This is a genomic window from Streptomyces sp. ISL-66 (assembly GCF_018614135.1).
Classification (GTDB): domain Bacteria; phylum Actinomycetota; class Actinomycetes; order Streptomycetales; family Streptomycetaceae; genus Streptomyces.
The window spans coordinates 54,447-77,013 of record NZ_JAGGOW010000009.1; the positions used below are offsets into that span (position 1 = coordinate 54,447).

Genomic DNA, 22,567 nt, shown 5'->3' on the forward strand with positions numbered 1-22,567 from the left:
TCGGATACGCGTGGGGGCGCCCCCGGTGCGCATCGCACCCGGGGCGCCCCTTTTCCCGTACGGGTGTCAGCGGATGGACTGGATCCAGCGCCAGCCGTTCTCTCCGATGCGGACGGGCTGGGCGAGTCCGGTGCCCGTACCGGCGAGGAACATCAGGTCGCCGGTACCGGGGTCCTGGGGCGCCGTGGTGAGGAGCAGGTCCGCCCGGCCGTCGCCGTCGAGGTCGCCGACGGTGCCGGCGAGCGGGTGCGACGCGGCGGGCGCGGACCCGAGCTCAGTGGACCCGGGCAGCGCCGCGGCGCCGGCGGAGAGGAACTGCAGCAGCTTTCCGTCCGCGCCGCGGGCCCACAGGTCGGAGCGGCCGTCCTTGTTCACGTCACCCGGAGCGAGGATGTCGTAGTCCTTCCACAGCGATCCGGCCGACAGGGCGACGGCGTCGCGCGGCAGCGCGGGCACGGTACCGACGGTGCCCCGGTGCAGGAACAGGCCGCCGCCACTGCGGCCCACGAGGTCGGGCTGGCCGTCGCCGTCGATGTCGCCGACGGCGAGCACGGTGGCCTGGCCCCAGCCGGTGGGGCGCTCGCGCATCGGCATGCGCTCGCCGAGCCGGCCCTGGCCGGTGTTGGGGTAGATCCACAGCTCGTCGCCGATCCGGGCGATGACGTCCTCGCGGCCGTCACCGGTCCAGTCGCCGCGGTGGCTGACGTCGGCGCCCGCGAAGCCGCTCGCACCGATCACCTTGTACGCGCCGAAGCGGCCCCCCGCGATCCCGGGGTACAGGCGCAGCGAACCGTCCGCCTGGACGGCGAGCAGGTCGGGGAGACCGTCACCGGTGAGGTCGCCGGGCACCTGGGGGCGCTGCCGGAACGACGCGGCGGTGCGGAGCAGGAGGTGGTCCGGCGCCTTGGTCAGGTGGGTGTCGACGGTGCTGCTGCGCAGGTCGCCGAAGTCCTGCGGGGTGAACAGGGCGAGGTCGAACTTGGGCCCGTACTGCCCGTTGGCACTGTCCCAGGCGGTGGGTGCACCCGTGCGGCACACCGTGGCCCCCGACGCCGTGCACTCGGGCGTGAAGTACTGCTGGTCCCGGCCGCTCGCCTCCTCGAAGGACAGGGTGCCGGGCAGGCCCGCGAAGACCGGGTCCAGGTTGGTGTGGCGGGGCACGGAGTTGAAGTCGCCGGTCATGACGACCGGCAGGCCGTTCGCCCAGCCGTCGATCCGGGCCATCAGGGCGGGGGTGTCGTTCTGCGTCGCGGCGTCCTGCCGCAGGTGCGTGCCGCAGGCCAGGACGGTGCGCCCGTCGAGGGGGGCCTTGGCACACACCACCGAACGCTTCTCCCCGGTGAAGCCGTCCGGGGTCACCTCGGCCGACATCGGGGTGATCTCGGTCTGTTGCACCCCCTTGATGAGCAGGACCTGGCCGAAGCTCTTGTCGTCGCCCCACTTGCCGCAGCGGTCGGCCTTCTGCTTACTGGCCCACACACCCGCGTAACCCGGGAGCCGGCCGCGCAGTGCGTCGTACTGGCCCTTGCACATCTCCTGGAGCGCCACCACGTCGCTGTCCCAGTCGGTGATGTGGCCCTGGAGGCCGTCGGCCCAGGCGGCCGTGGTCATCTCGCTCTGGCAGTTCTCCGCGTTGCCGCAGGCGTTGTACGAGAGGATCCGCACCGGCGGGGTGCCCGCCGGTGCCTCGGCGGACGCGGCCGGTGTCATCGGCGCGCTCCCGAACAGGCTCGCCGCCAGGACGAGTCCCGCGGCCACCCACCCTCGTAGTGCCGTTCTTGCTCTCATGGTCCCCGCCCTCATCGTGATCACGCAAAGGGTCCAGGCTAGATCACTGCGCCGACACCGCCCGCAGGGCGTCCAGGGCGTGGGCCAGGGCCGGTGCCGATTCGGAGCCCCGGCGGACCGCCGCGATCACGTGCCGCGTCGGGCGGTCGTGGGCGAGGACCCGGACCGCCACCCCCGAGGCTCGGCTCGAGACCATCCGCGGCACCAGCGCGACGCCCATGCCCGCCTCGACCATGGCCAGGATCGCGGTCCAGCCCGACGCCGAGTGTGCCTGCTCCGGGACGAAGCCGGCCGCCTCGCACGCGCCCCGGGCGATCTCCGACCAGGGGCCGCTGCCCCCGTAGATCCACGGGTCGCCGGACAGGTCCGCCAGCCGCAGGTCCGGGGCGGCCGACAGCGGATGGCCCGGCGGCAGCGCCACGTCCAGCGGGTCTTCCATCAGCGTCACCCGGGTGAACCGGGGGTCCCGGGCGGTCGGCGCGTGGGCGGCCAGGGACAGCGCCAGGTCCACGCCGCCGGCGGACAGCAGCTCGTAGGACTCGGCCGCCTCCGTCTCCCGTACGCGGACCTCCACGCCGGGGTGGGTCCGCCGCAGGGCCGCCACCGCCGGGACGACGAGGGCGGGTACGGCGGTGGAGAAGGCGCCGATCCGCACCTCCCCCGCGTCCCCGGCGAGGTACCCGGCCAGTTCGGCGTCGGCCCGCTCCAGGTCCGCGAACACCGCCCCCGCGTGCCGCAGTACGAGGTGTGCGGCGTCGGTGAGGCGGACCCGGCGGCCCTGGGCCTCCAGCAGCGGGACTCCCAGCAGCTTGGCCAGGTTGGTCAGCTGCTGCGAAACGGCCGAGGGCGTCATGTGCAGCGCCTCGGCCGTCGCGGTCACGGTCCCCTGCTCGGCGAGGGTCCGCAGGATCCGCAGCTTCTTGATGTCCCACTCGGTCATGGGACCGAACCTACCGCCGTGCACCCAGGCCCACGCCGCCCAGGATCAGCGCCATGCACAGCAGTTGCGCCGGGCCGGTCCGCTCCCCGATGAGGAGGAGGCCGAGGCCCGCGACGCAGACCGGCTGGAGGTAGTAGACGACTCCGGCGCGGGCGGCCCCGATGATCGAGACGGCCCTGTTCCAGGCGAAGAAGGCGACGGCGGAGGAGAAGACGCCGACGTAGAGCAGCATTCCGGCGGTGGAGGGGGTGACCTCGAAGCCGCCCTGCACGCGGACGGACACGGCGTAGGCGGGGGCCAGCATCAGGGCGCCGAGGACGAAGGTGGTGATCAGGAAGGCGAGGCCGCCCAGTTCGGCGGGCTTGCGCTTGAGGAGCGCGCTGTACGTGGCGAAGGACAGGGCCGCGCCGAACATCCACAGGTCGCCGGCGGTGAAGTCGAAGCGGATCGAGCCCTTGCCGACCAGGAGCAGCACGCCGAGGGCGGCGAGGGCGAGTCCGAAGGTGCGCCGGGCGCCGAGCCGTTCGCCGCCGAGCCGGGCGTACAGGGCCATGACGACCGGCGAGGCCGCCATGATCATGCCCATGTTGGAGGCCGAGGTGGTCAGTCCGGCCTGGTGCACGAGGGTGTTGTAGAGGGTGACGCCGAACAGCGTGGCGAGGGCGATGTAGCCGAAGTGCTCGCGGATCAGCGCCCGCTGCCGCCAGGCCTGCCGGGCGGCGAAGGGGGCGACGGCGACGGCGGCGATGGTCCAGCGCCAGAAGACGGCCTGGACGGGCGGGACGCTGTCCGCCATGCCCCGGGTGGCGACGAAGCTGCCGGACCACACGACCGTCGCGAGCAGGGCGAGGAGCACGCCGAGGCCGGCGGCCCCCTTCTTCCTCCCCGTGCCTTCGGCATCCTGCGTAACGGTACGGACCCGGTCCATGACGGCCACTGTTCGTCTCCCCCTCGGGGTTCGGTGTGTCGATCGTCGGCCTACCGTCGCACCCCTTCACCCGTCAGGTCCATCGAAACATTTCGATCGGTTTCTTCAGTAGAACTGAATGGTGTCTTCTCGGGTCGCGCGGCCCCGGCCGCCGCCAGCTGCCCCGCGACGGTGGCACCGAAGGCGATCGCCATGCCCAGCATCTGCACCGGCGTGAGCGCCTGCCCCAGCGCGGCCCAGCCGATGACGGCGGCGGTCAGCGGGGAGAGCGGGCCCAGGAGGGTGACGGAGGTGGCGGTGAGCTGCCCGATGCCGCGGAACCAGAGCCAGTACGCGATGCCGGTGTTGATCAGCATCATGTAGCCGTAGCCGAGGAAGGCCTTGCCGTCGAGCGCCGGCGGCGCACCCTCCACCAGCGCGGCGATCGGGATGATCATCAAGCCGCCGGCGGTGAGCTGCCAGCCGGCCATGGCCAGCGGGCCGGCGCCCTCCGGTCGGCCCCACCGCTTGGTCATGACGGTGCCCGCGCCCATCGACGCGGAGGACACCACCCCCGCCACGACGCCGATCAGGTCCAGCTCCGCCTCCGCGGTCAGCACCACCATGCTCACGCCGAAGGCCGCCGTGACGGCCGCGAGGACGGTCCGCAGCCGCGCCCGCTCCCCCAGCAGGACGGCGGCCAGCCCCACGACGAACAGCGGGCCGGCGGAGCCCAGTACGGCCGCGACGCCGCCGGGCAGGCGGTAGGCGGAGAGGAACAGCAGGGGGAGGAAGACGCCGATGTTGAGTCCGCCCAGGACGGCGGACTTCCACCACCACTGACCCTTGGGCAGGGTCCGGGCGAGGGCGGTCAGCAGCAGCCCCGCGGGCAGGGCCCGCATCGCGCCGGTGAACAGCGGCCGGTCGGGCGGCAGCAGCTCGGAGGCCACGGCGTAGGTCGAGCCCCAGGAGATGGGGGCGAGTGCGGTGAGGGCGATGGTCGCGGCACGGTTCACGGCGGGTGACTCCTCGGGCAGGTGAGGAACGCGGGGTCCGGGTGGAAGGTCCAGACGGAGACGGAGGGGCGGCGCTTCTCTCCCGAGTAGGTCGCTCGTAAGTAGCTTAGCGCTAAGCTACTTATCGTCAAGTAACTTTCTTGCGAACGACCAAGCGGAAGCCGGATACTGCGACTCATGACCGAGCACACGCCCGCGCCCGACACGGACGCCGTCGACGCGATCACCGCCCAGTGGTACGACGTGCGACCGGACCTGGACACGACCCCCATGGCCGTCTTCGGCCGGATCTACCGGATCACCAAGGCCATGGGCGACGAGATGGAGCGGACCTACAACCGCTACGGGATCTCGCGCGGCGAGTTCGACGTCGTCGCCACGCTGCGGCGTTCCGGAGCCCCGTACACCCTCTCGCCACGCGAGCTGTCGGCCACCCTCATGCTCACGACGGGGGGCATGACGGGTCGGCTGGACAAGCTGGAGAAGGCCGGGCTGCTGTGCCGCGCGCCCGATCCGCACGACCGGCGGGGGCTCAAGGTGACGCTCACCGAGCGGGGCCTCGCGCTCGTCGACGAGGCGGTCACGGCGGGCCTGGAGGTCCAGCACGCCGTCCTCACCACGCTGGACGAGGACGAGGTCCGGACGCTCACCGCGCTCCTGCGCAAGCTGCTGGCCGGGGTTCCGTAGCGGGACCGGGGGCCCGGGGAGGGGCGGGGCCCGGGGAGGGGCCGGGGACGGCGGTCGGATCCCGGGCATGACGAAGCGCCGGAGGTCCGTGTGGACCCCCGGCGCCCCGGAAGGTTCGAGTGGAGCGAGACCCCCGGAGGGAGTTCCGCTCGCCGGGTCAGCTCTCCGTCGGCTGCTTGCGCGACTTGTCGCCGACCATCACCAGACCGGCGATGACCAGGAACAGCACGAGCGGCGCGGCCACGTACAGGCCGAGCGTCTCGGCGACGCTCAGGCCCGGACCCGGGTCGTCGCCGTCGTCGCGGGTGGCCGCGAGGGCGGGAGACGTCATCAGCAGCATCATCAGCGTCGTTCCGGCCGTGACGGCGCCGGCGCGCAGAGCGTTCTTCTTGTCCACGGTGCAAACGTAGCGAACACCTAAACGACCCGCGCGCCCGGGGGTGCCGTACGGGTACCCGCCCCGGTCCGCACCGCGCTCAGCAGGGCGTTCGCGCGCGGGGAGGCGGCCAGCGCCTCCAAGGTCAGCGGCCGGCCCTCCGCGTCGGCGAGCGGCAGCCGCCAATTGGGGTACTGGTCCCAGGTGCCGGGCAGGTTCTGCGGCCGCCGGTCCCCCACCGCGTCGGGCAGCCAGACCCCGACCAGCCGGGCCGGGGTGCGCAGCAGGAACCCGTACAGGGCCCGTACGGCGGCCTCCTCGCCCTTGGTGTCCAGGCCGAGGTCCTCCAGTACGTCCAGCCAGCGCGCGGTGTCCGCGGCGTCCTCGGCGCGCTCCCGCTCCAGCGGTCGGGTCAGCAGGCCGAGCCGGTCGCGCAGTTCCACGTGGGAGCCGGCCAGCTTGGCGGCCGTGGGCGGCAGATCGTGGGTGGTGGCCGTGGCCAGGCAGTCGGCCCGCCAGCGCGCCGGTTCCAGCGGCTCCCCGTCGCCGGCCCAGTCCCGCTCGAACCAGAGCACCGAGGTGCCCAGCACCCCGCGCCGGGCCAGTGCCTGACGGACTCCCGGCTGCACGGTGCCGAGGTCCTCGCCGATGACCAGGGCTCCGGCCCGGTGGGCCTCCAGGACCAGCAGGGCGAGCATCGCCTCCCCGTCGTACGCGACGTACGCGCCTTCGGCGGGCGGGGTTCCCTCGGGGATCCACCAGAGGCGGAAGAGTCCCATGACGTGGTCGATGCGCAGGGCTCCCGCGTACCGGAACACTCCGCGCAGCAGGGCCCGGAAGGGCTCGTACCCGGTCTCGGCCAGCCGGTCGGGGCGCCAGGGTGGCAGCCCCCAGTCCTGGCCGCGCGCGTTGAAGGCGTCGGGCGGGGCGCCCACGGAGACGCCCTTGGCGTAGTGGGGCGGACCTGAGGCGTCCGAGCCCTCCGGGTGCACGCCGACGGCCAGGTCGTGCACGATGCCGACCGCCATCCCGGCCTCCTTGGCGGCCTGCTGGGCGGCGGTGAGCTGGATGTCCGTCAGCCAGACCAGCCAGCGGTGGAAGCCGGCCCCCGTCTCGGGGTCGTCCCCGGCGTGCGCGGCGCACCAGGCGGCGTGCCGGTCCAGCTCCGCGCCCTGCTCGGCGCGGAAGTTCCCGTAGGCCGCCTCCCGTTCGGGTGAGCGCGGGACGGCGTAGAGCAGTTCCAGGGCCGACCGCTTGAGGGCCCAGACGGCGTCCCGGTCGATCAGCGCCCCCTTCTCCAGCACCTCGCGCCGCAACAGGGCGCCCGCTTCCGCCAGTTCGGCGAGGGCGGCCCGCTCCGGGCAGTCGGCGTACTCGGCGACGTCCTCGATCCGCAGGTGCACCGGGTCGGGGAAGCGGCGCGAGGAGGGCCGGTAGGGGGAGGGGTCGGTCGGGGTCCCGGTGACGGCCGCGTGCAGCGGGTTGACCTGGATGAAGCCGGCTCCCTGGACCCGGCCCGCCCAACTCGCCAGCTCCGCGAGGTCGCCGAGGTCCCCCATGCCCCAGGAACGCTCGGAGAGCAGCGAGTACAGCTGGACGAGGAGCCCGTGGGCGCGCTCCGGCGCCGCCGGGGCCCGGTCGGGGGCGACGATCAGCGTGGCGGTCGCGGTGCGGCCGTCGGGGGCCTCGGCGTGCACCCGGTGCACGCCGAGCGGCGGTTCCCCCGCCCCCTCCGGCCAGAGCTCCGCGGCCCCCGCCGCCTCCTCGGCCCCGCCGGGTCCACCCTGCTCCGGCTCCAGCCGGAGCAGGGTCCCGGGCGGCAGGACGCCCAGCTCCACGGGCGCTTTGGAACCCGCCCACCACACCAGCACCCGCGGCAAGAGCCGGTACGCCGCTTCGTGTTCGACCCCGGCCAGCCGCGCGCGCAGCGACTCCGGGGTGCCGGTGTCGGCCCCCAGGTGCCGCAGCACGGCGGCCACGGTGGACTCCGGGACCCGGACGGTGACGTCCTCGGCCGGCTGATAGGTGGTGGCGACGCCGTACAGGGCCGCGAGCCGGGCGAGGTCGTCCATCAGGATCCTTCTCTAGTCACCCGCGGCGGCGGCCGCAGCGGAGGTGGTCGGTTCGCTGGTCAGCGGGGCCTCGTCGGTGAGCGGGGGCTCGCTGGTCAGCGGCGCGTGTGCGGAGTCGGCGAGCGGGGGTTCGCTCGTCAGGGGCCCTTCGGCGGGCCCGCCCTGCGCGGGCAGGTGGGCGAGCGGCGGGCGGGGTATGCAGGCGTCGGCGGTGTTCACGGGCGGGGCACTCCTTTGTGCGTGAGGATCGGTCAGAATCATGGAACACCGCTCGAGGACATGGCAGCCATACCCAATCGGGTGCATCGCATTCCCGGTGCATCCCGGTCAGATCACCCGCAGACGTTGACACTCCGGCCATACGGATGGTGGGCTCGGGCTCGTTCGTAGGAGCGGGGGACGACTCGGGACGGGGGGCTCCGTGCAGCTCAGGGGCAGCAAACGGGCCACGGCCGCGGCCGTCGCCGTCATCGGGACGCTGCTGGGCGGCTCGGTGGCCGTGGGCCCGCCCGGCGCCTTCGCGGCGCCCAACTCTCCCTCGGCTCCCGGGCTCGCGCCCGGCCTCGACCCCGCACCCTCCCCTTCGCCCGTGCCCCCGCCCCCGCCCACTGCGGGGACCGCGCCAGCGGCCGGTCCGGGCGCGGATCCGGCGCGGACCGCCGAGGCGGGGCCCGCCGTATGGCCGCGGCCGCAGTCGATGGCCGCCGACCCGGCGCGCGAAGTGGCGCTGGGTGCCGAGGCCGTGCTGGTCCTGCCCGCGGACGCGGACCCGTACGCCGCCCAGGTGGTCCGCGAGGCCCTGCGCGGGGCCGGCGTACGGACCCTGCACGAGCGGGCCGACGGACAGCCGATGCCCGAGCTGATCCCTGTGGTACGGCTCCAAGGACCCGACGCGGAGCGGGCGTTGCGCGAGCTGGGCGCGACCGGAGCGGAGGACCTGCCGCCCGGCGGGTACCGGCTGGCGGTGGGCCGGACCGCGGGACGGGACACGGTCGCGCTGGCCGGCACGGGCGAGGACGGGCTGTTCCACGCCGCGCAGACGCTGCGTCAGCTGATCGCCCCGGGCTCGGGGAAGGTTCCCGGCGTGGTGGTGCGGGACTGGCCGTCCGCACCCGTACGCGGCATCACCGAGGGCTTCTACGGCACCGCGTGGACGGCGGAGCAGCGGCTCGCGCAGGTCGACTTCATGGGCCGCACCAAGCAGAACCGGCTGCTGCTCGCCCCCGGCGACGACCCGTACCGGACCACGGACTGGCGCCGGGACTACCCGGCCGAACAGGCCGCGGAGCTGCGGACGCTGGCCGAGCGGGCCCGCGCCAACAAGGTCGTGCTGGCCTGGGCGGTGGCGCCCGGACAGTCGATGTGCCTGTCCCGCTCGGCCGACCGGGCGGCGCTCGCCCGCAAGGCCGACGCCATGTGGGACCTCGGATTCAGGGCGTTCCAGCTCCAGTTCCAGGACGTCAGCTACACCGAGTGGGGCTGCCGGGCCGACCGGGAGCGCTACGGGAAGGGCCCGGCGGCGGCCGCGAAGGCGCACGCGGAGGTCGCGGGCGAACTGGCCGCGCACCTGGCCGTGCGGTACCCGGGGGCGCCGGCGTTGTCCCTGCTGCCGACGGAGTACTACCAGGAGGGCGCGACGGCCTACCGGACCGCGCTGGCCGGGGCGCTGGACGGCCGGGTCGAGGTCGCGTGGACGGGCGTCGGGGTGCTGCCGCGCACGATCACCGGGCGCGAGGTGGCCGGGGCCCGTTCCGCGCTCGGGCACCCGCTGGTCACCATGGACAACTACCCGGTGAACGACTGGGATCCGGGCCGGATCTTCCTCGGCCCGTACGCGGGGCGGGACCCGGCGGTGGCGGGCGGGTCGGCCGGCGTACTGGCCAACGCGATGTCACAGGGCACGTTGTCCCGCATCCCGCTGTTCACGGCGGCGGACTTCACGTGGAACCCGCGCGGCTACCGGGCCGCCGCCTCCTGGGCGGCGGCCGTCGCCGATCTCGCGGGACCGGACCCGAAGGCCGCGGAGGCGCTGGCCGCGCTGGCCGGGAACACCACCTCCTCCGGCCTCGCCCAGCCGGAATCGGCCTACCTGGTCCCGCTGGTCGAGGAGTTCTGGCGGACCCGGGCCGCCGGCGACCCGGCCGCCGGCGACCGGCTGCGGGCCGCGTTCCGGGTGCTGCGCGAGGCCCCCGACCGGCTGCCGGGCCTCGCCGAGGAGGCGGGCCCCTGGCTGTCGCGGCTCGCCCGCTACGGAGCAGCCGGCGAGCTGGCCCTCGACGTCCTCCAGGCGCAGGCCCGCGGGGACGGGGCGGCCGCCTGGCAGTCCTCGCGGGGCCTGGCCGCCGCGCGCAAGGCGCTGGCGCCCGAGGCGGACACCGTCCGGGTGGACAAGGCGGTGCTGGACCCCTTCCTCGCCAGGGCGGCGGCCGAGGCCGACGCGTGGACGGGCGCGGCCCGGGCGGCGGAGGGCACCGTATCCGAGTCGGCGGACTCCTGGACGGTCCGGCTGCCGGAGGTCCGCCCGGTGTCGACGGTGACCGTCATGACCGACCCGCTGCCGCCCGGGAGCCGGGGCGCGGCGGTCGAAGCACACGTACCGGGCGAGGGCTGGCGCAAGGTCGCCGAAGCGGCGGCGTCGGGCTGGACCCAGGCGGACGTGGGCGGCCTGCGGGCCGACGCGGTCCGGCTCACCTGGTCGGGCCCGGCTCCGGCCGTGCACGGCGTGGTCCCGTGGACGGCGGACGGCCCCGAGGCCCGCTTCGAGCTGGCGCGGTCCGTGGACGCGGAGATCGGCGGGCCCGCCCTGCGGGTCCCGGCGGAGCTGTCCGCGCTGCGGCCCGGCGAGGTCCGCGGGCCGCTGTCGGCGGCGGCGCCGCCGGGCATCGAGGTCCGCGTCCCGGAGAGTGCGGTGGCCCCGCGCGGTACGAAGGTCAGCGTCCCGGTGGAGGTCGCGGTGGCGGCCGGCACGGCGCCGGGCACCTACGAGGTCCCGGTGACCTTCGGCGCGCAGACCCGCACGCTGACGGTCCGCGCCTTCCCGCGCACGGCGGGCCCGAACCTGCTGCGGGGCGCCCGCGCCACGTCCTCCGCGGACGAGACCCCGGACTTCCCGGCCTCGGGCGCGCTGGACGACTCCCCCACCACGCGCTGGTCGTCCCCGGCGGCCGACGGAGCCTGGTGGCAGGCGGAGCTCCCGGCCCCGGCCCGCGTCGGCCTGCTGCGGCTGGCCTGGCAGGAGGCGTACCCGTCCCGCTTCCGGGTGGAGACGTCCCCGGACGGCACCACCTGGCACCCGTCGACGACGGTCTCCTCGACGGGCGGCGTCGACACGATCCACCTCCCCGCCGCGCCACCGGACACGAGGTTCCTCCGCGTCACGTGCGAAACCCGGGCCACCCGCTTCGGCTGCAGCCTCCTCACCGCCGAAGCCTTCGCGGTATCCCCTTAGCCCACCCGCCGACTGCCGCCGGGCCCGAGGAAGACCCCACGCCGTGGCCCACGCACGGGCCCGCTCCGGGGGGCTACACGCCGGCCCCGCCGGGGGCCGCTCGCAGCGGTAGCTGGGGGGACTGACGCGCGGGTCCGGGGCGCAGCCCCGGCTCTCGCGGGGCTGCGCCGAGCCCGGAGCCGGGTCCGGGGCGCAACCCCGGGTCTCCCACGCCCGAGCAGAACCCGAGGCCGGGTCCCGGGCGGAGCCCGAGGTGGGATCTGGGGCGCAGCTCCCGGTCTCTCGGGCGGGCGGGGCCCGCGGCGCTCCGGGTCACTCGGGTCCGAGCAAACCCCGGGGCGGGTCCGGGGCGGAGCCCCGGGGCACTCGGGTCCGGGCGGAGCCCGGGGAACGGTGGAAGGGCGGGTAGGGGACCAGGCCCCGCGCAGCGGCGCACCCACCCGCACCCGCCCACCGGCCCCCGCACCGCACCACACGGCGGGATTCCCCGAATCAGGCCCCGCCGGACGGAATCCGGCGCAGCGCGGCGAAGCCGGGAAGGCCCGTCAGGGGCGCCGCCCGGTGCGAGCACCGCGTCGAGCGCCGCGGCGGGATCAGGACGCCACCGACACCCCGATGCGCTCCAGCGCATCCTCCGCCCCGTAAGGCTCCAGATACGGCATCCACCGCGGATCCCGGTGCCCCGTCCCGATGATCCGCCACGCCAGCCCGGACGGCGGGGCCGGCTGGTGCCGCAGCCGCCAGCCGAGGTCCACCAGGTGCCGGTCGGCTTTGACGTGGTTGCAGCGGCGGCAGGCGGCGACGACGTTGTCCCACGCGTGCTGGCCGCCCCGGCTGCGGGGGACGACGTGGTCGACGCTCGTGGCGACGGCTCCGCAGTACATGCAGCGGCCGCCGTCCCGCGCGAACAACGCGCGCCGGGTGAGCGGAACGGGCCCCCGGTAGGGGACCCGCACGAAGCGCTTGAGCCGGACCACGCTGGGAGCGGGGACGGCCCTTGTCGCGCTGTGCAGAAAGGCGCCGGATTCTTCCAAGGAGACCGCTTTGTTCTCCAGGACGAGGACGAGCGCGCGGCGGAGCGGTACGACGCCGAGGGGCTCGTACGACGCGTTGAGGACCAGGACGTGCGGCACGGACTGCCTCCTTGTACGTCGGCGGCGCGTGGCTCGCGCCGGGACGATCTGCTTTCCAGTCTCCCCTTACGGCTGGTCGAAGCGCCACCACGCGCCCGTAACGGGTCCGAGGTGTTTTCGACCACACCCGCTTCATCCCCGCGTGAGTCTGGTCTCTCCCTCGAACACGGCAACAACCTCGGTCCGGTGCCCCGTTAGTGTGGTTGGTCTGCCCCCACCCCACTTCCGGGGGCAGGACGCTACATCTGGAGGTTCCCCGCCGTGCCCAGGCCTGCCGCCCTGCTACCCCTCGCAGCCGACAACCCGGACGCGTCCGAAACGATCAGAGAGACCCACGAGAACGTCACCAACGCCGCCAGCTTCATCGAGGAGAACTGGGCCGGATGGCTGTATCTGGGCCTGCGGATCCTCCTCATCCTGGTCATCGCCTTCGCCCTGCGTTCGGTGGTCAGGAAGTCGCTGACCAAGCTGATCACCCGGATGAACCGCGGCGCGGCCGCCGTCGAGGGAACCGCCCTGGGCGGGCTGCTGGTCAATGCCGAGCGGCGCCGTCAGCGGTCCGAGGCGATCGGCTCGGTCCTGCGCTCGGTGGCCTCGTTCCTGATCCTCGGCACGGCCGGGCTGATGGTGCTCGGCGCGCTCGACATCAATCTGGGCCCGCTGCTCGCCAGTGCGGGTGTGGCCGGTGTGGCGATCGGTTTCGGCGCCCGGAACCTGGTCACGGACTTCCTCTCCGGCGTGTTCATGATCCTTGAGGACCAGTACGGCGTCGGCGACAAGATCGACGCCGGCGTGGCCTCGGGCGAGGTCGTCGAGGTGGGTCTGCGCGTCACGAAGCTCCGCGGTGACAACGGCGAGATCTGGTACGTCCGCAACGGCGAGATCAAGCGGATCGGCAACCTCAGCCAGGGCTGGGCCACGGCCGGGGTGGCCGTGCAGGTCAAGCCGACCGAGAGCCTCTCCCGCATCCGCGAGGTGGTCCAGGTCATCGCCGACACCCTCGCCAAGGAGTCCCCGTGGGACGAGCGGCTGTGGGGTCCGGTGGAGGTGCTGGGCCTGGACGAGGTGCTGCTGGCCTCGATGACGGTGAAGGTCTCGGCCAAGACGATGCCGGGCCAGCAGTTCGCCGTGGAGCGGGAACTGCGCTGGCGCATCAAGGACGCCTTCGACGCCGCGGGCATCGGGATAGTCGGCGGTGCGCCGGCCGCCGACGAGGACGAGGCCCCGGCCGACCCGGCCGCCGCCGTCGACGCTCCCTCGGCGCTGGCCAACCCGACCTCGCCGCAGTCCCTGGCGACGGCGCCGATCCCGCCGCCGGCCGCCGGCGGCACCGGTCCCAGGATCACCAAGTAGCGCCCGGCTCCCTTCCCGTCCCGCTGCCCCCGCAGGTTTCCTCCGCGGGGGCAGCGGCGTGTCGGATCGGCGGCGGCGACCGGAGGCGACACCCGGAGCCGACGACCGGAGTATCGGAGCCGACGACCGGAGTATGGGACGGTCAGTGCCATTGACACACCCCCTCACCAATAGGAAACTTACCTAACAGTTCACCTCGGTGAGGGAGAAAAAACCCCATGCCCGCCGCCACCCCCGGTACGCCCAGCCTGTTGCGCGCCCTGAACGACCGGGCCGCCCTCGAGCTCCTGCTGACGCACGGTCCGCTGTCGCGGACCCGGATCGGGCACCTCACCGGCCTCTCCAAGCCCACGGCCTCCCAGCTGCTGGCCCGGCTGGAGGCCGCCGGTCTGGTCGTCGCCACCGGCACCGCCGCCGGCCGCCCCGGCCCCAACGCCCAGCTCTACGCGGTCAACGCGCGCGCCGCCCACGTGGCCGGACTGGACGTCACCCCAGGGCGGATCCTCGCCTCCGTCGCCGACCTCACCGGCGAGGTGATCGGCAGCCACGAACTCGCGTACTCCGAGGGCACCGGACCGGTCGCGCAGGTCACCCGCGCCCTCGGCGAAGCCGTCAAGGACGCCGGGCTGCACCTCGCCGACATCCACCGGGTGGTCATCGCGACCCCCGGCTCCTTCGACCCCCGCACCGGGGTGCTGCGCTACGCCGACCACCTCGTGGGCTGGCAGTCCCCCACGCTCCTCGACGAGCTCGCGGCCGCCCTGCCCATGCCGGTCGAGTACGAGAACGACGTGAACCTCGCCGCCGTCGCCGAGCAGCGCCTGGGCGCCGCCCGCGGCCACGAGGACTTCGTCCTGCTGTGGAACGAGGAGGGCCTCGGCGCCGCCCTCGTCCTCGGCGGCCGGCTGCACCGGGGCTGGACCGGCGGCGCGGGCGAGGTCGGCTTCCTGCCGGTCCCCGGGCACCCGCTCGTCCGCCAGGTCACGCGGATCAACTCCGGCGGCTACCAGGAACTGGCCGGCGTACAGGTGCTGCCGGCCATGGCCGCGCGCCTCGGCATCGAGGCCCCGCCGACCGCCGCGTCCGGATCGGTGCACGGCGCCGTGCACGGCGCCGAGGCCGGGGCGATGGTCGAGCGGGCCGCCGCGCTGCTGTCCCAGGCGGCCGCCGCGCCCGAGGGGGCCAACCTGCTGCTCCTGCGCGAGTACGCCACCGCGCTCACCACCGGTCTCGCCTCGCTGGTCGCCGTACTGGACCCGGAGATCGTGGTCCTCTCCGGGGCGGTGACCATCGCGGGCGGGGAACCGCTGCGCGAGCTCATCGAAGCGGAGCTCGCCGACCTCGCACCGTCCCGGCCCCTGCTGGTGTCCGGCGAGGTACGGGAACGGCCCGTGCTGCGCGGGGCGCTGGAGAGCGCCCTGGCCGCCACCCGCGACGAGGTCTTCGACACCTCGCGCCGCTGAACCGCACCACTGCCGGACGCGGCACGCAGCACGCCGGACCCGCACCACCCCCACGTTCCGCACCTCCGCACCCCCCGCCCCCGCAGGACCCGTTCGTCCTCCCCGCACCACCTCCAGGAAGTCCCCCCGCGCAGAGAGTGACTCCGTCATGCCCAGATTCCGCCGCCTGACCGCCGCCGCCACCGCCGTCGCCGCGATATCCGTACTCGCCTCCGCGTGTACGGGCTCCGCGTCCAACACGGCCTCCAACGACCCGGACAAGGACGTCACCCTCAACTTCTGGCACGGCTGGTCGGCCCCCAGCGAGATCAAGGCGATCGAGGACAACATCGCCCGGTTCCAGAAGGCGCACCCGAACATCAAGGTCAACGTCACGGGCAACATGACGGACGACAAGACCAACCAGGCGCTGCGCGCGGGCGGCGACAAGGCCCCCGACGTGGTCGCCTCCTTCACCACCGACAGCGTCGGCAAGTTCTGCAACACCGGCGCCTTCGCCGACCTGAACCCCTTCCTCGAGAAGTCCGGGGTCGACAAGACCAAGGTCTTCCCCAAGTCCCTGCTGGAGTACACCCAGTTCAAGGGCAACCAGTGCACGCTGCCGCTGCTGAACGACGCGTACGGCCTCGTCTACAACAAGACCGCCTTCGACGCCGCCGGCATCACCGAAGCGCCCAAGACCTGGAGCCAGTTCGAGGCGGCCGCGCAGAAGCTGACGGTGGCCAAGGGCGATTCGTACGAGCAGCTCGGCATCATGCCCACCTACCACGGCTACGAGACCGCCCCGCAGCGCCTGGCCGCCCAGTGGAGCCCCTCGTACTTCGGCGCCGACGGCAAATCGAACCTGGCCAAGGACCCCGCCTTCGCGAAGATGCTGACGGCGCAGAAGGACCTGGTCACCAAGCTCGGCGGCTACGACAAGCTGGAGAAGTTCCGCACCACCTTCGGCGACGAGTGGAGCGCTGAGCATCCCTTCCACCTGGGCCTGGTGGCCATGCAGATCGACGGCGAGTGGCGGGCCGCCATGGCGAAGGAGGCCGGTGCCAAGTTCGAGATCGCGACCGCGCCGCTGCCCGTCCCGGACGACCAGATCGCCGACTACGGCAAGGGCTACCTCGCCGGCACGATCATGGGCATCGCCTCGGGCAGCAAGAAGCAGAACGCCGCCTGGGAGCTGACCAGGTACATGACCACCGACACCGACGCGGTCGTGGACTTCGCGAACGCCATCCACAACGTGCCGTCCACGCTGGCCGCGCTGGAGTCCCCCAGGCTCCAGGTGACCCCGGAGTTCAAGACGTTCATCGACATCGCCAAGCACCCGAAGTCGAACACCACTCCCGCGCAGGTCGACGGCGGCACCTACCAGCTGACCTTCACGGACTTCGCGTACGCGGTCGAGAAGGGCGAGGTCGCGGACATCCCGGCCGGTCTCGCCAAGACCGACCAGCAGATCGACACGGACATCGCGAAGGCGAAGTAGGCCCCGATGAACGCGAACGGCACCGCCGTCTCCCCGGAGCTGCGTTCGAAGCGCCGCAGGTCGGCGCTCCGGACGGCGGCCTTCATGTCGCCCTGGCTGATCGGGTTCAGCGTCTTCTTCGCCTACCCGCTGCTCTCCACCGTCTACTTCTCCTTCACCAAGTACGACGGCTTCCGCCCGCCCGTCTTCAACGGCCTGGAGAACTGGTCGTACGTCTTCACCGATTCCCCGATGTTCTGGCCGGCCATGAGCAACACCCTGTGGCTGGTCGTGGTGATGGTCGCCTGCCGCGTCGCCTTCGGCCTCGGCATCGGCCTGCTCATCACCAAGATCAAGCTGGGTACGGGCGTCTTCCGCACCCTGTTCTACCTGCCCTACCTGGCCCCGCCGGTGGCCGCGACCCTGGCCTTCGTGTTCCTGCTCAACCCCGGCACCGGCCCGGTCAACGTCCTGCTGGACTCGGTCGGGCTGGGCACGCCCGGCTGGTTCACCGACGCGGACTGGTCCAAACCCGCGCTGACCGCGCTCGCCGTGTGGGGGGTGGGCGACCTGATGGTCATCTTCATGGCCGCCCTGCTCGACGTACCGCGCGAGCAGTACGAGGCCGCCGAGCTGGACGGGGCCGGGGCGCCGGCGCGGTTCCGCCACATCACCCTGCCGAACATCTCCCCGATCATCCTGTTCGCCGTGGTCACCGGAGTCATCCAGGCCATGCAGTACTACACGCAGCCCCTGGTGGCGGGGAAGGTGGCGTCCGGTGTGATCGGCGGCTCGGGACAGCAGTTCGAGCCCGGGTACCCCGACAAGTCCACGCTGACGCTGCCCCAGGTCATCTACAACGTCGGCTTCCAGCGCTTCGACTACGGCACCGCGTGCGTGGTCGCCCTGGTGCTGTTCGCCCTCTCCATGGCCTTCACCGCGCTGCTGATGCGGCGGCGCGGCGGGCTGATCGAGGCAGGGGACTGAGAATCATGAGCCCGACAACCATCAGCCGCACGCAGCGGACCGCGCGTCCCGCCGCACCCGGCACACCGGATTCGGCGCGGGCGGTGCGCACCGCGCGCCGCCGGGCCGCCCTGCACTGGGTCGCCGTGCACTCCCTCGGCGTCGCGGCGGCGCTCTTCTTCGTCCTGCCGTTCGTCTTCCTCTTCCTGACCTCGGTGATGAGCGACCAGCAGGCCCTGACCCGCGACCTGTGGCCGCACACCTGGGACTGGGGGAACTACGCGAAGGTGTGGAACACCCCCGGTTTCCTGACCTGGTGGCGCAACACCCTGCTGTACGCGGGCCTCGGCACACTCTTGACCGTGGTCTCCTCGGTGCCCGTCGCCTACGCGCTCGCCAAGTTCCGCTTCCGCGGCCGGCGGCTGTCGCTGCTGCTGGTCATCGCCATGATGATGCTGCCGCCCCAGGTGGTCGTCATCCCGATGTACCTGTTCTGGGCGAAGCAGCTGGACCTGTCCGGCACGCTGTGGCCGCTGATCATCCCGATGGCCTTCGGCGACGCCTTCTCCATCTTCCTGCTGCGCCAGTTCCTGCTGACCATCCCGGACGAGTACCTGGACGCGGCCAAGGTCGACGGCTGCGGCGAGCTCCGCACGCTGCTGCGCGTGGTGCTGCCGATGGCGAAGCCGGGGATCGCGGCCGTCGCGCTGTTCCAGTTCTTTTCCGCCTGGAACGACTACTTCGGCCCGCAGATCTACGCGTCCGACAACCCGGCCGCCTGGACCCTCAGCTACGGACTGGAGTCCTTCAAGGGCGCCCACCACACCAACTGGAACCTGACCATGGCGGCGACCGTGCTGGTCATGGCCCCGGTGATCGTCCTCTTCTTCTTCGCCCAGAAGGCGTTCGTCGAAGGCGTCACCCTGACCGGAGTGAAAGGCTAGTCACGATGAAACTCGCAGTGGTGGGCGGCGGTTCCACCTACACCCCCGAGCTGATCGACGGATTCGCGCGACTGCGCGACACCCTGCCCATCAGCGAGCTGGTGCTGATCGACCCGGCCGCCGAACGCCTTGAGCTGATCGGCGGCCTGGCCCGGCGGATCTTCGCCAAGCAGGAGCACCCGGGGCTGATCACCACCACCTCCGACCTCGACGCGGGAGTGGCCGACGCCGACGCGGTCCTCCTCCAGCTGCGCATCGGCGGGCAGGCGGCCCGCCTGAAGGACGAGACCTGGCCGCTGGAGTGCGGCTGCGTCGGGCAGGAGACCACCGGTGCGGGCGGCCTGGCCAAGGCCCTGCGGACGGTCCCGGTGGTCCTCGACATCGCGGAGCGGGTCCGGCGCGGCAATCCGGACGCCTGGATCATCGACTTCACCAATCCGGTCGGGATCGTCACCCGCGCCCTGCTCCAGGCCGGGCACAAGGCGGTCGGGCTGTGCAACGTCGCCATCGGCTTCCAGCGCAGGTTCGCGGCGATGCTGGACCTGACGCCGGCCGACATCCACCTCGACCACGTGGGCCTCAACCACCTCACGTGGGAGCTGGGCGTCCGCAAGGGCGGCCCGCAGGGCGAGAACCTGCTGCCGCGGCTGCTGGCCGCGCACGGCGAGGCCATCGCCGCGGACCTGCGCCTGCCGCGCGCGGTCCTGGACCGGCTCGGCGTGGTCCCCTCGTACTACCTGCGCTACTTCTACGCGCACGACGAGGTCGTCCGGGAGCTCGGCACCAAGCCCTCGCGGGCCGCCGAGGTCGCCGCGATGGAGAAGGAACTGCTCGGCCTGTACGCGGACCCCGCGCTCGACGAGAAGCCGGAACTGCTGGCCAAGCGTGGCGGCGCCTTCTACTCGGAGGCCGCCGTGGACCTGGCCGCCGCCCTGCTGGGCGACGGCGGCAGCGCCGTCCAGGTGGTCAACACGCTGAACAACGGGACCCTCGCGTTCCTCCCGGACGACGCGGTCATCGAGGTGCAGGCCCGGGTGGACCGCTCCGGACCGACGCCGCTGGCCGTGTCCCGGCTGGACCCGCTGTTCGCCGGTCTGGTCTCCCACGTGACGGCGTACGAGGACCTCGCGCTGGACGCGGCCGTGCGCGGCGGCCGCGAGCGGGTGTTCAAGGCCCTGCTGGCCCACCCGCTGGTCGGCCAGTTCGACCTCGCCGAGGGGCTGACCGACCGGCTCCTCGCGCACAACAAGGAGCATCTGGCATGGGCGTGAGCCGGCCCGTTCCCCCACCGCCGGCCGCGGCGGTCCTCGCCGTCGACGCGGGGAACAGCAAGACGGACGTGGCGCTGATCGCCGCGGACGGCACGGTCCTCGGCTTCGGGCGCGCGGGCGGCTTCCAGCCCCCGCGCGTCGGCGTGGAGGCGGCGGTGGACGTCCTGGGGCGGGCCGTCGCCGAGGCGGCCGAGGCCGCCGGACTGCCCCGGCTCGCGCCCGGAGTCCCGTACGCCGCCCGGGTCGCGGCGTGTCTGGCCAACGCCGATCTGCCGGTGGAGGAGCGCCGGCTCGCGGACTCCATCCGCGCGCGCGGCTGGGGCGCGGCCACCGAGGTCCGCAACGACACCTTCGCGATCCTGCGGGCCGGGCTGTCGGCGGCCGGGGGACCGCGCGGGGTCGCGGTGGTGTGCGGGGCCGGCATCAACTGCGTGGGCATGCTGCCCGACGGGCGCACGGCCCGCTTCCCGGCGCTCGGGCAGATCTCCGGCGACTGGGGCGGCGGTGGCGGGCTCGCCGCCGAGGCCATGTGGTGGGCGGCGCGGGCCGAGGACGGCCGCGGCGGCCCGACCGCGCTGGCGGGGGCGCTGGCGGACCACTTCGGCCTCGGCTCCATGTACGAGCTGATCGAGGCGGTGCACCTGGGCACGATCGCGCCCGGCCGGGTCCACGAGCTGGTGCCGGTGCTGTTCGCGGTGGCCGCGGCCGGCGACCCGGTGGCCTCGGCCCTCGTGGAGCGGCAGGCCGACGAGGTGGTGGCGCTCGCGTCGGTGGCGCTGGAGCGGCTGGGCCTGCTGGCCGAGGAGGCACCCGTGCTGCTGGGGGGCAGCGTGCTGACGGCGCGGCATCCGCAGCTCAACGGGCGGATCGAGGCGATGCTGGCCGAGCGGGCCCCCTACGCCCGGCCGTCCGTGGTGAGCGCCCCGCCGGTGCTGGGCGCCGGACTGCTGGGCCTGGACGCGCTCGGGGCGGGCCCCGGGGCCTACGGGAAGCTCCGTGCCCATTTCGGGTGAACCCGGGGCCGGGCGGGGCCGGTCCGGAACCATGGCGGCCGCCGGGGCGTATTGACGGTGAGGGAGTGACGGGGGCGCCGGTGGGGTGGTGTCCCACGGGCGGTCCGCCGCGTGGGGGTCACGGACCGGGGCGGATCGTGACTGATCCAGTACCGGGTGCTGTGGTCGACCGTCACTCAGGCCATACTGCTGCGAAGCACTACGGACCGAGGGGGAGGTCACGGTGGCCATCACATCACGCGCGCCCGCGCCGGGCGGCCCCGTCGCGGCGCCTTCCGGCCCTCCGGCGCCGCCGCCCGACGGCCTGCCCGGGCGGAGCACCGCCTGGGCCGAGGGCGTGGAGCGGCTGCGCGCCGCCGCCACGACCGAGCCCGGCCGGCTTCGGATCATCGGCGCGGTACTGGCCGCGCTGGTCCTGCTGTTCGGCGCGGTCGCCGTCTGGGAGATCTCCGGCCGGGTCACCGCCGCCGACGACGTGGTGGGCCGCAGCCAGCCGCTGAGCGCCGACGCGGCGAGCATCTACCGCTCCCTCGCGGACGCCGACACCGTCTCCTCCAGCGGCTTCCTGGCGGGCTCCAACGAGCCCCGCGAGGTCCGCCAGAGGTACGAGAAGGACATAGCCAACGCGTCCCGGCTGCTGATCAGCGCGGCCGCCAACACCCGGGCCGACGAGGACTCCCGCAAGCAGATCACCCTGCTGAGCGAGCAGCTCCCCCGCTACACCGGCCTGATCGAGCAGGCGCGGGCCACCAACAAGCAGGGCCTGCCGCTCGGCGGCGCCTACCTCCGGTACGCGAACGAGCAGATGAGCACCCAGCTGCTGCCCGCCGCGCAGCGGCTCTACGAGGCGGAGACCGGGCGGCTCTACACCGACTACGACGACGCCCGCGCGCTGCCGCTGGCCTCGTTCGGAGCGGGCCTGCTCGCGCTCGCCGCCCTGGTCTGGGCCCAACGGCGCAACTACCGCCGGACCAACCGCGTCCTCAACCACGGGCTCGTCGCCGCGACGGCCGCCTCGCTGGTGGTGCTGCTGTGGCTCGCCGCGGGGCACACGGTCGCCCGGTCGGGGCTGAGCGAGGCCCGCACGGACGGGCAGGAGTCCCTCAAGGTGCTCAACGACGCGCGGATCGCCTCGCTCCAGGCGCGGGCCAGCGAGAACCTGACGCTGATCTCGCGGGGCGCCGTACTCGCCGAGGACAAGAAGTCCGACAAGTACGACGTGGACTTCGGCAAGGACATGGAGGACCTGGAAGCGGGCCTCGCGACCGCCTCGAAGCTGGCCGACGACGAGGCCGGGCGAGCGCCCGTCGCCCGCGCCGCGGACGGCGTTAAGCGGTGGAGGGAACTGCACGCGGCGGCCCGGCAGACGGACCTGACGGGTGACTACCAGGGCGCCCTCGGCCAGGTCATCGGGGACCGGGACCACAAGGAGTACAGCGGGGCCGCCTTCGATACGGTGGACGCCTCGCTGGAACAGGCCGTGGCCCACGAGCAGCGGGAGTTCACCCGGGCGGCCCGGGACGGGCTGGGCGCGCTCGGCGGTCTGGTGACAGGCACGGCGGCCCTGGTGGTCGTCGGCGCGGCGGCGGCACTGCTCGGCATCGGGCGCAGGCTTTCGGAGTACAGGTGAGAGCGATGCTGGGACGTGTGGGGCGCGAAGAGCCGGGCACCGGCGGGCACGAGGGCCATCACGGCCACGACGGCCACGGAGTCCGTGCCGTACCGCGG

18 protein-coding genes are annotated in these 22,567 nt (G+C 73.6%); 10 read left to right on the plus strand and 8 right to left on the minus strand.

Annotation, left to right across the window (positions count from 1 at the left end):
* Positions 1-66: 66 nt before the first annotated feature.
* Genes J7E97_RS02285 through J7E97_RS02300 form a run of 4 tightly spaced genes read right to left on the minus strand, consistent with a single transcriptional unit; the run spans position 67 to position 4,651 of the window.
* Positions 67-1,788, minus strand: coding sequence for an FG-GAP-like repeat-containing protein (locus J7E97_RS02285; RefSeq protein ID WP_215021618.1), 1,722 nt, complete (start codon positions 1,786-1,788; stop codon positions 67-69).
* Positions 1,789-1,831: 43 nt separating this feature from the next.
* Positions 1,832-2,728 (minus strand): LysR family transcriptional regulator, encoded by an 897-nt coding sequence (locus J7E97_RS02290; protein ID WP_215021620.1) that lies wholly within the window; start codon positions 2,726-2,728, stop codon positions 1,832-1,834.
* A gap of 10 nt (positions 2,729-2,738) precedes the next feature.
* A complete protein-coding gene (locus tag J7E97_RS02295; protein ID WP_374224098.1) occupies positions 2,739-3,665 on the minus strand; it encodes a DMT family transporter in 927 nt (308 codons plus the stop codon).
* Positions 3,666-3,706: 41 nt separating this feature from the next.
* Positions 3,707-4,651 carry an EamA family transporter gene (locus J7E97_RS02300; protein ID WP_215021622.1) on the minus strand — a complete coding sequence of 315 codons (945 nt, stop codon included), beginning with the start codon at positions 4,649-4,651 and terminating at the stop codon, positions 3,707-3,709.
* A 177-nt stretch (positions 4,652-4,828) separates the two neighbouring features.
* On the opposite strand from J7E97_RS02300, the gene J7E97_RS02305 reads away from it, so the two are divergent.
* Positions 4,829-5,338: a MarR family winged helix-turn-helix transcriptional regulator gene (locus tag J7E97_RS02305; RefSeq protein WP_215021623.1), complete on the plus strand. Its 510-nt coding sequence runs from the start codon at positions 4,829-4,831 to the stop codon at positions 5,336-5,338.
* A 157-nt stretch (positions 5,339-5,495) separates the two neighbouring features.
* Here J7E97_RS02305 and J7E97_RS02310 read toward each other — a convergent pair whose 3' ends face one another.
* From J7E97_RS02310 to J7E97_RS02320, 3 genes are read right to left on the minus strand one after another with little or no spacing between them, the layout of a single operon-like run.
* Positions 5,496-5,735 (minus strand): hypothetical protein, encoded by a 240-nt coding sequence (locus tag J7E97_RS02310; protein ID WP_215021624.1) that lies wholly within the window; start codon positions 5,733-5,735, stop codon positions 5,496-5,498.
* A gap of 20 nt (positions 5,736-5,755) precedes the next feature.
* Positions 5,756-7,786 carry a 4-alpha-glucanotransferase gene (locus J7E97_RS02315; protein WP_215021627.1) on the minus strand — a complete coding sequence of 677 codons (2,031 nt, stop codon included), beginning with the start codon at positions 7,784-7,786 and terminating at the stop codon, positions 5,756-5,758.
* A 12-nt stretch (positions 7,787-7,798) separates the two neighbouring features.
* Positions 7,799-8,005: a hypothetical protein gene (locus J7E97_RS02320; protein ID WP_374224099.1), complete on the minus strand. Its 207-nt coding sequence runs from the start codon at positions 8,003-8,005 to the stop codon at positions 7,799-7,801.
* Positions 8,006-8,207: 202 nt separating this feature from the next.
* On the opposite strand from J7E97_RS02320, the gene J7E97_RS02325 reads away from it, so the two are divergent.
* Positions 8,208-11,234, plus strand: a complete 3,027-nt coding sequence (locus tag J7E97_RS02325; RefSeq protein WP_215021631.1) for a beta-N-acetylglucosaminidase domain-containing protein — start codon at positions 8,208-8,210, stop codon at positions 11,232-11,234.
* A 593-nt stretch (positions 11,235-11,827) separates the two neighbouring features.
* On the opposite strand, the gene J7E97_RS02330 is transcribed toward J7E97_RS02325, so the two are convergent.
* Entirely contained in the window at positions 11,828-12,367 is a 540-nt protein-coding gene (locus J7E97_RS02330; protein WP_215021633.1) for an HNH endonuclease, read from the minus strand.
* Between the two features lie 261 nt (positions 12,368-12,628).
* Here J7E97_RS02330 and J7E97_RS02335 point away from each other — a divergent pair, with 261 nt between their 5' ends.
* The 8 genes from J7E97_RS02335 to J7E97_RS02370 all read left to right on the plus strand — a co-directional run bounded on the left by J7E97_RS02335 (position 12,629) and on the right by J7E97_RS02370 (position 22,469).
* Positions 12,629-13,720: a mechanosensitive ion channel family protein gene (locus tag J7E97_RS02335; RefSeq protein WP_215021634.1), complete on the plus strand. Its 1,092-nt coding sequence runs from the start codon at positions 12,629-12,631 to the stop codon at positions 13,718-13,720.
* Positions 13,721-13,938: 218 nt separating this feature from the next.
* The gene (locus tag J7E97_RS02340; protein WP_215021637.1) at positions 13,939-15,183 is read left to right on the plus strand and encodes an ROK family transcriptional regulator; all 1,245 of its coding nucleotides are present in this window, start codon (positions 13,939-13,941) and stop codon (positions 15,181-15,183) included.
* A gap of 148 nt (positions 15,184-15,331) precedes the next feature.
* A complete protein-coding gene (locus J7E97_RS02345; RefSeq protein ID WP_215021639.1) occupies positions 15,332-16,666 on the plus strand; it encodes an ABC transporter substrate-binding protein in 1,335 nt (444 codons plus the stop codon).
* A 6-nt stretch (positions 16,667-16,672) separates the two neighbouring features.
* Positions 16,673-17,632, plus strand: coding sequence for a carbohydrate ABC transporter permease (locus J7E97_RS02350; protein WP_215021640.1), 960 nt, complete (start codon positions 16,673-16,675; stop codon positions 17,630-17,632).
* A gap of 5 nt (positions 17,633-17,637) precedes the next feature.
* The gene (locus J7E97_RS02355) at positions 17,638-18,555 is read left to right on the plus strand and encodes a carbohydrate ABC transporter permease (protein WP_215021642.1); all 918 of its coding nucleotides are present in this window, start codon (positions 17,638-17,640) and stop codon (positions 18,553-18,555) included.
* Positions 18,556-18,560: 5 nt separating this feature from the next.
* The gene (locus J7E97_RS02360; protein WP_215021644.1) at positions 18,561-19,826 is read left to right on the plus strand and encodes a 6-phospho-beta-glucosidase; all 1,266 of its coding nucleotides are present in this window, start codon (positions 18,561-18,563) and stop codon (positions 19,824-19,826) included.
* On the plus strand, positions 19,817-20,839 hold the full coding sequence (locus tag J7E97_RS02365; RefSeq protein ID WP_215021646.1) for an N-acetylglucosamine kinase: 1,023 nt from the start codon (positions 19,817-19,819) through the stop codon (positions 20,837-20,839). The genes J7E97_RS02360 and J7E97_RS02365 overlap by 10 nt, the downstream gene beginning before the upstream one ends.
* Positions 20,840-21,062: 223 nt before the next feature.
* Complete coding sequence (locus J7E97_RS02370) at positions 21,063-22,469, plus strand: hypothetical protein (protein ID WP_374224100.1); 1,407 nt, start codon at positions 21,063-21,065, stop codon at positions 22,467-22,469.
* The last annotated feature ends 98 nt before the right edge of the window (positions 22,470-22,567 follow it).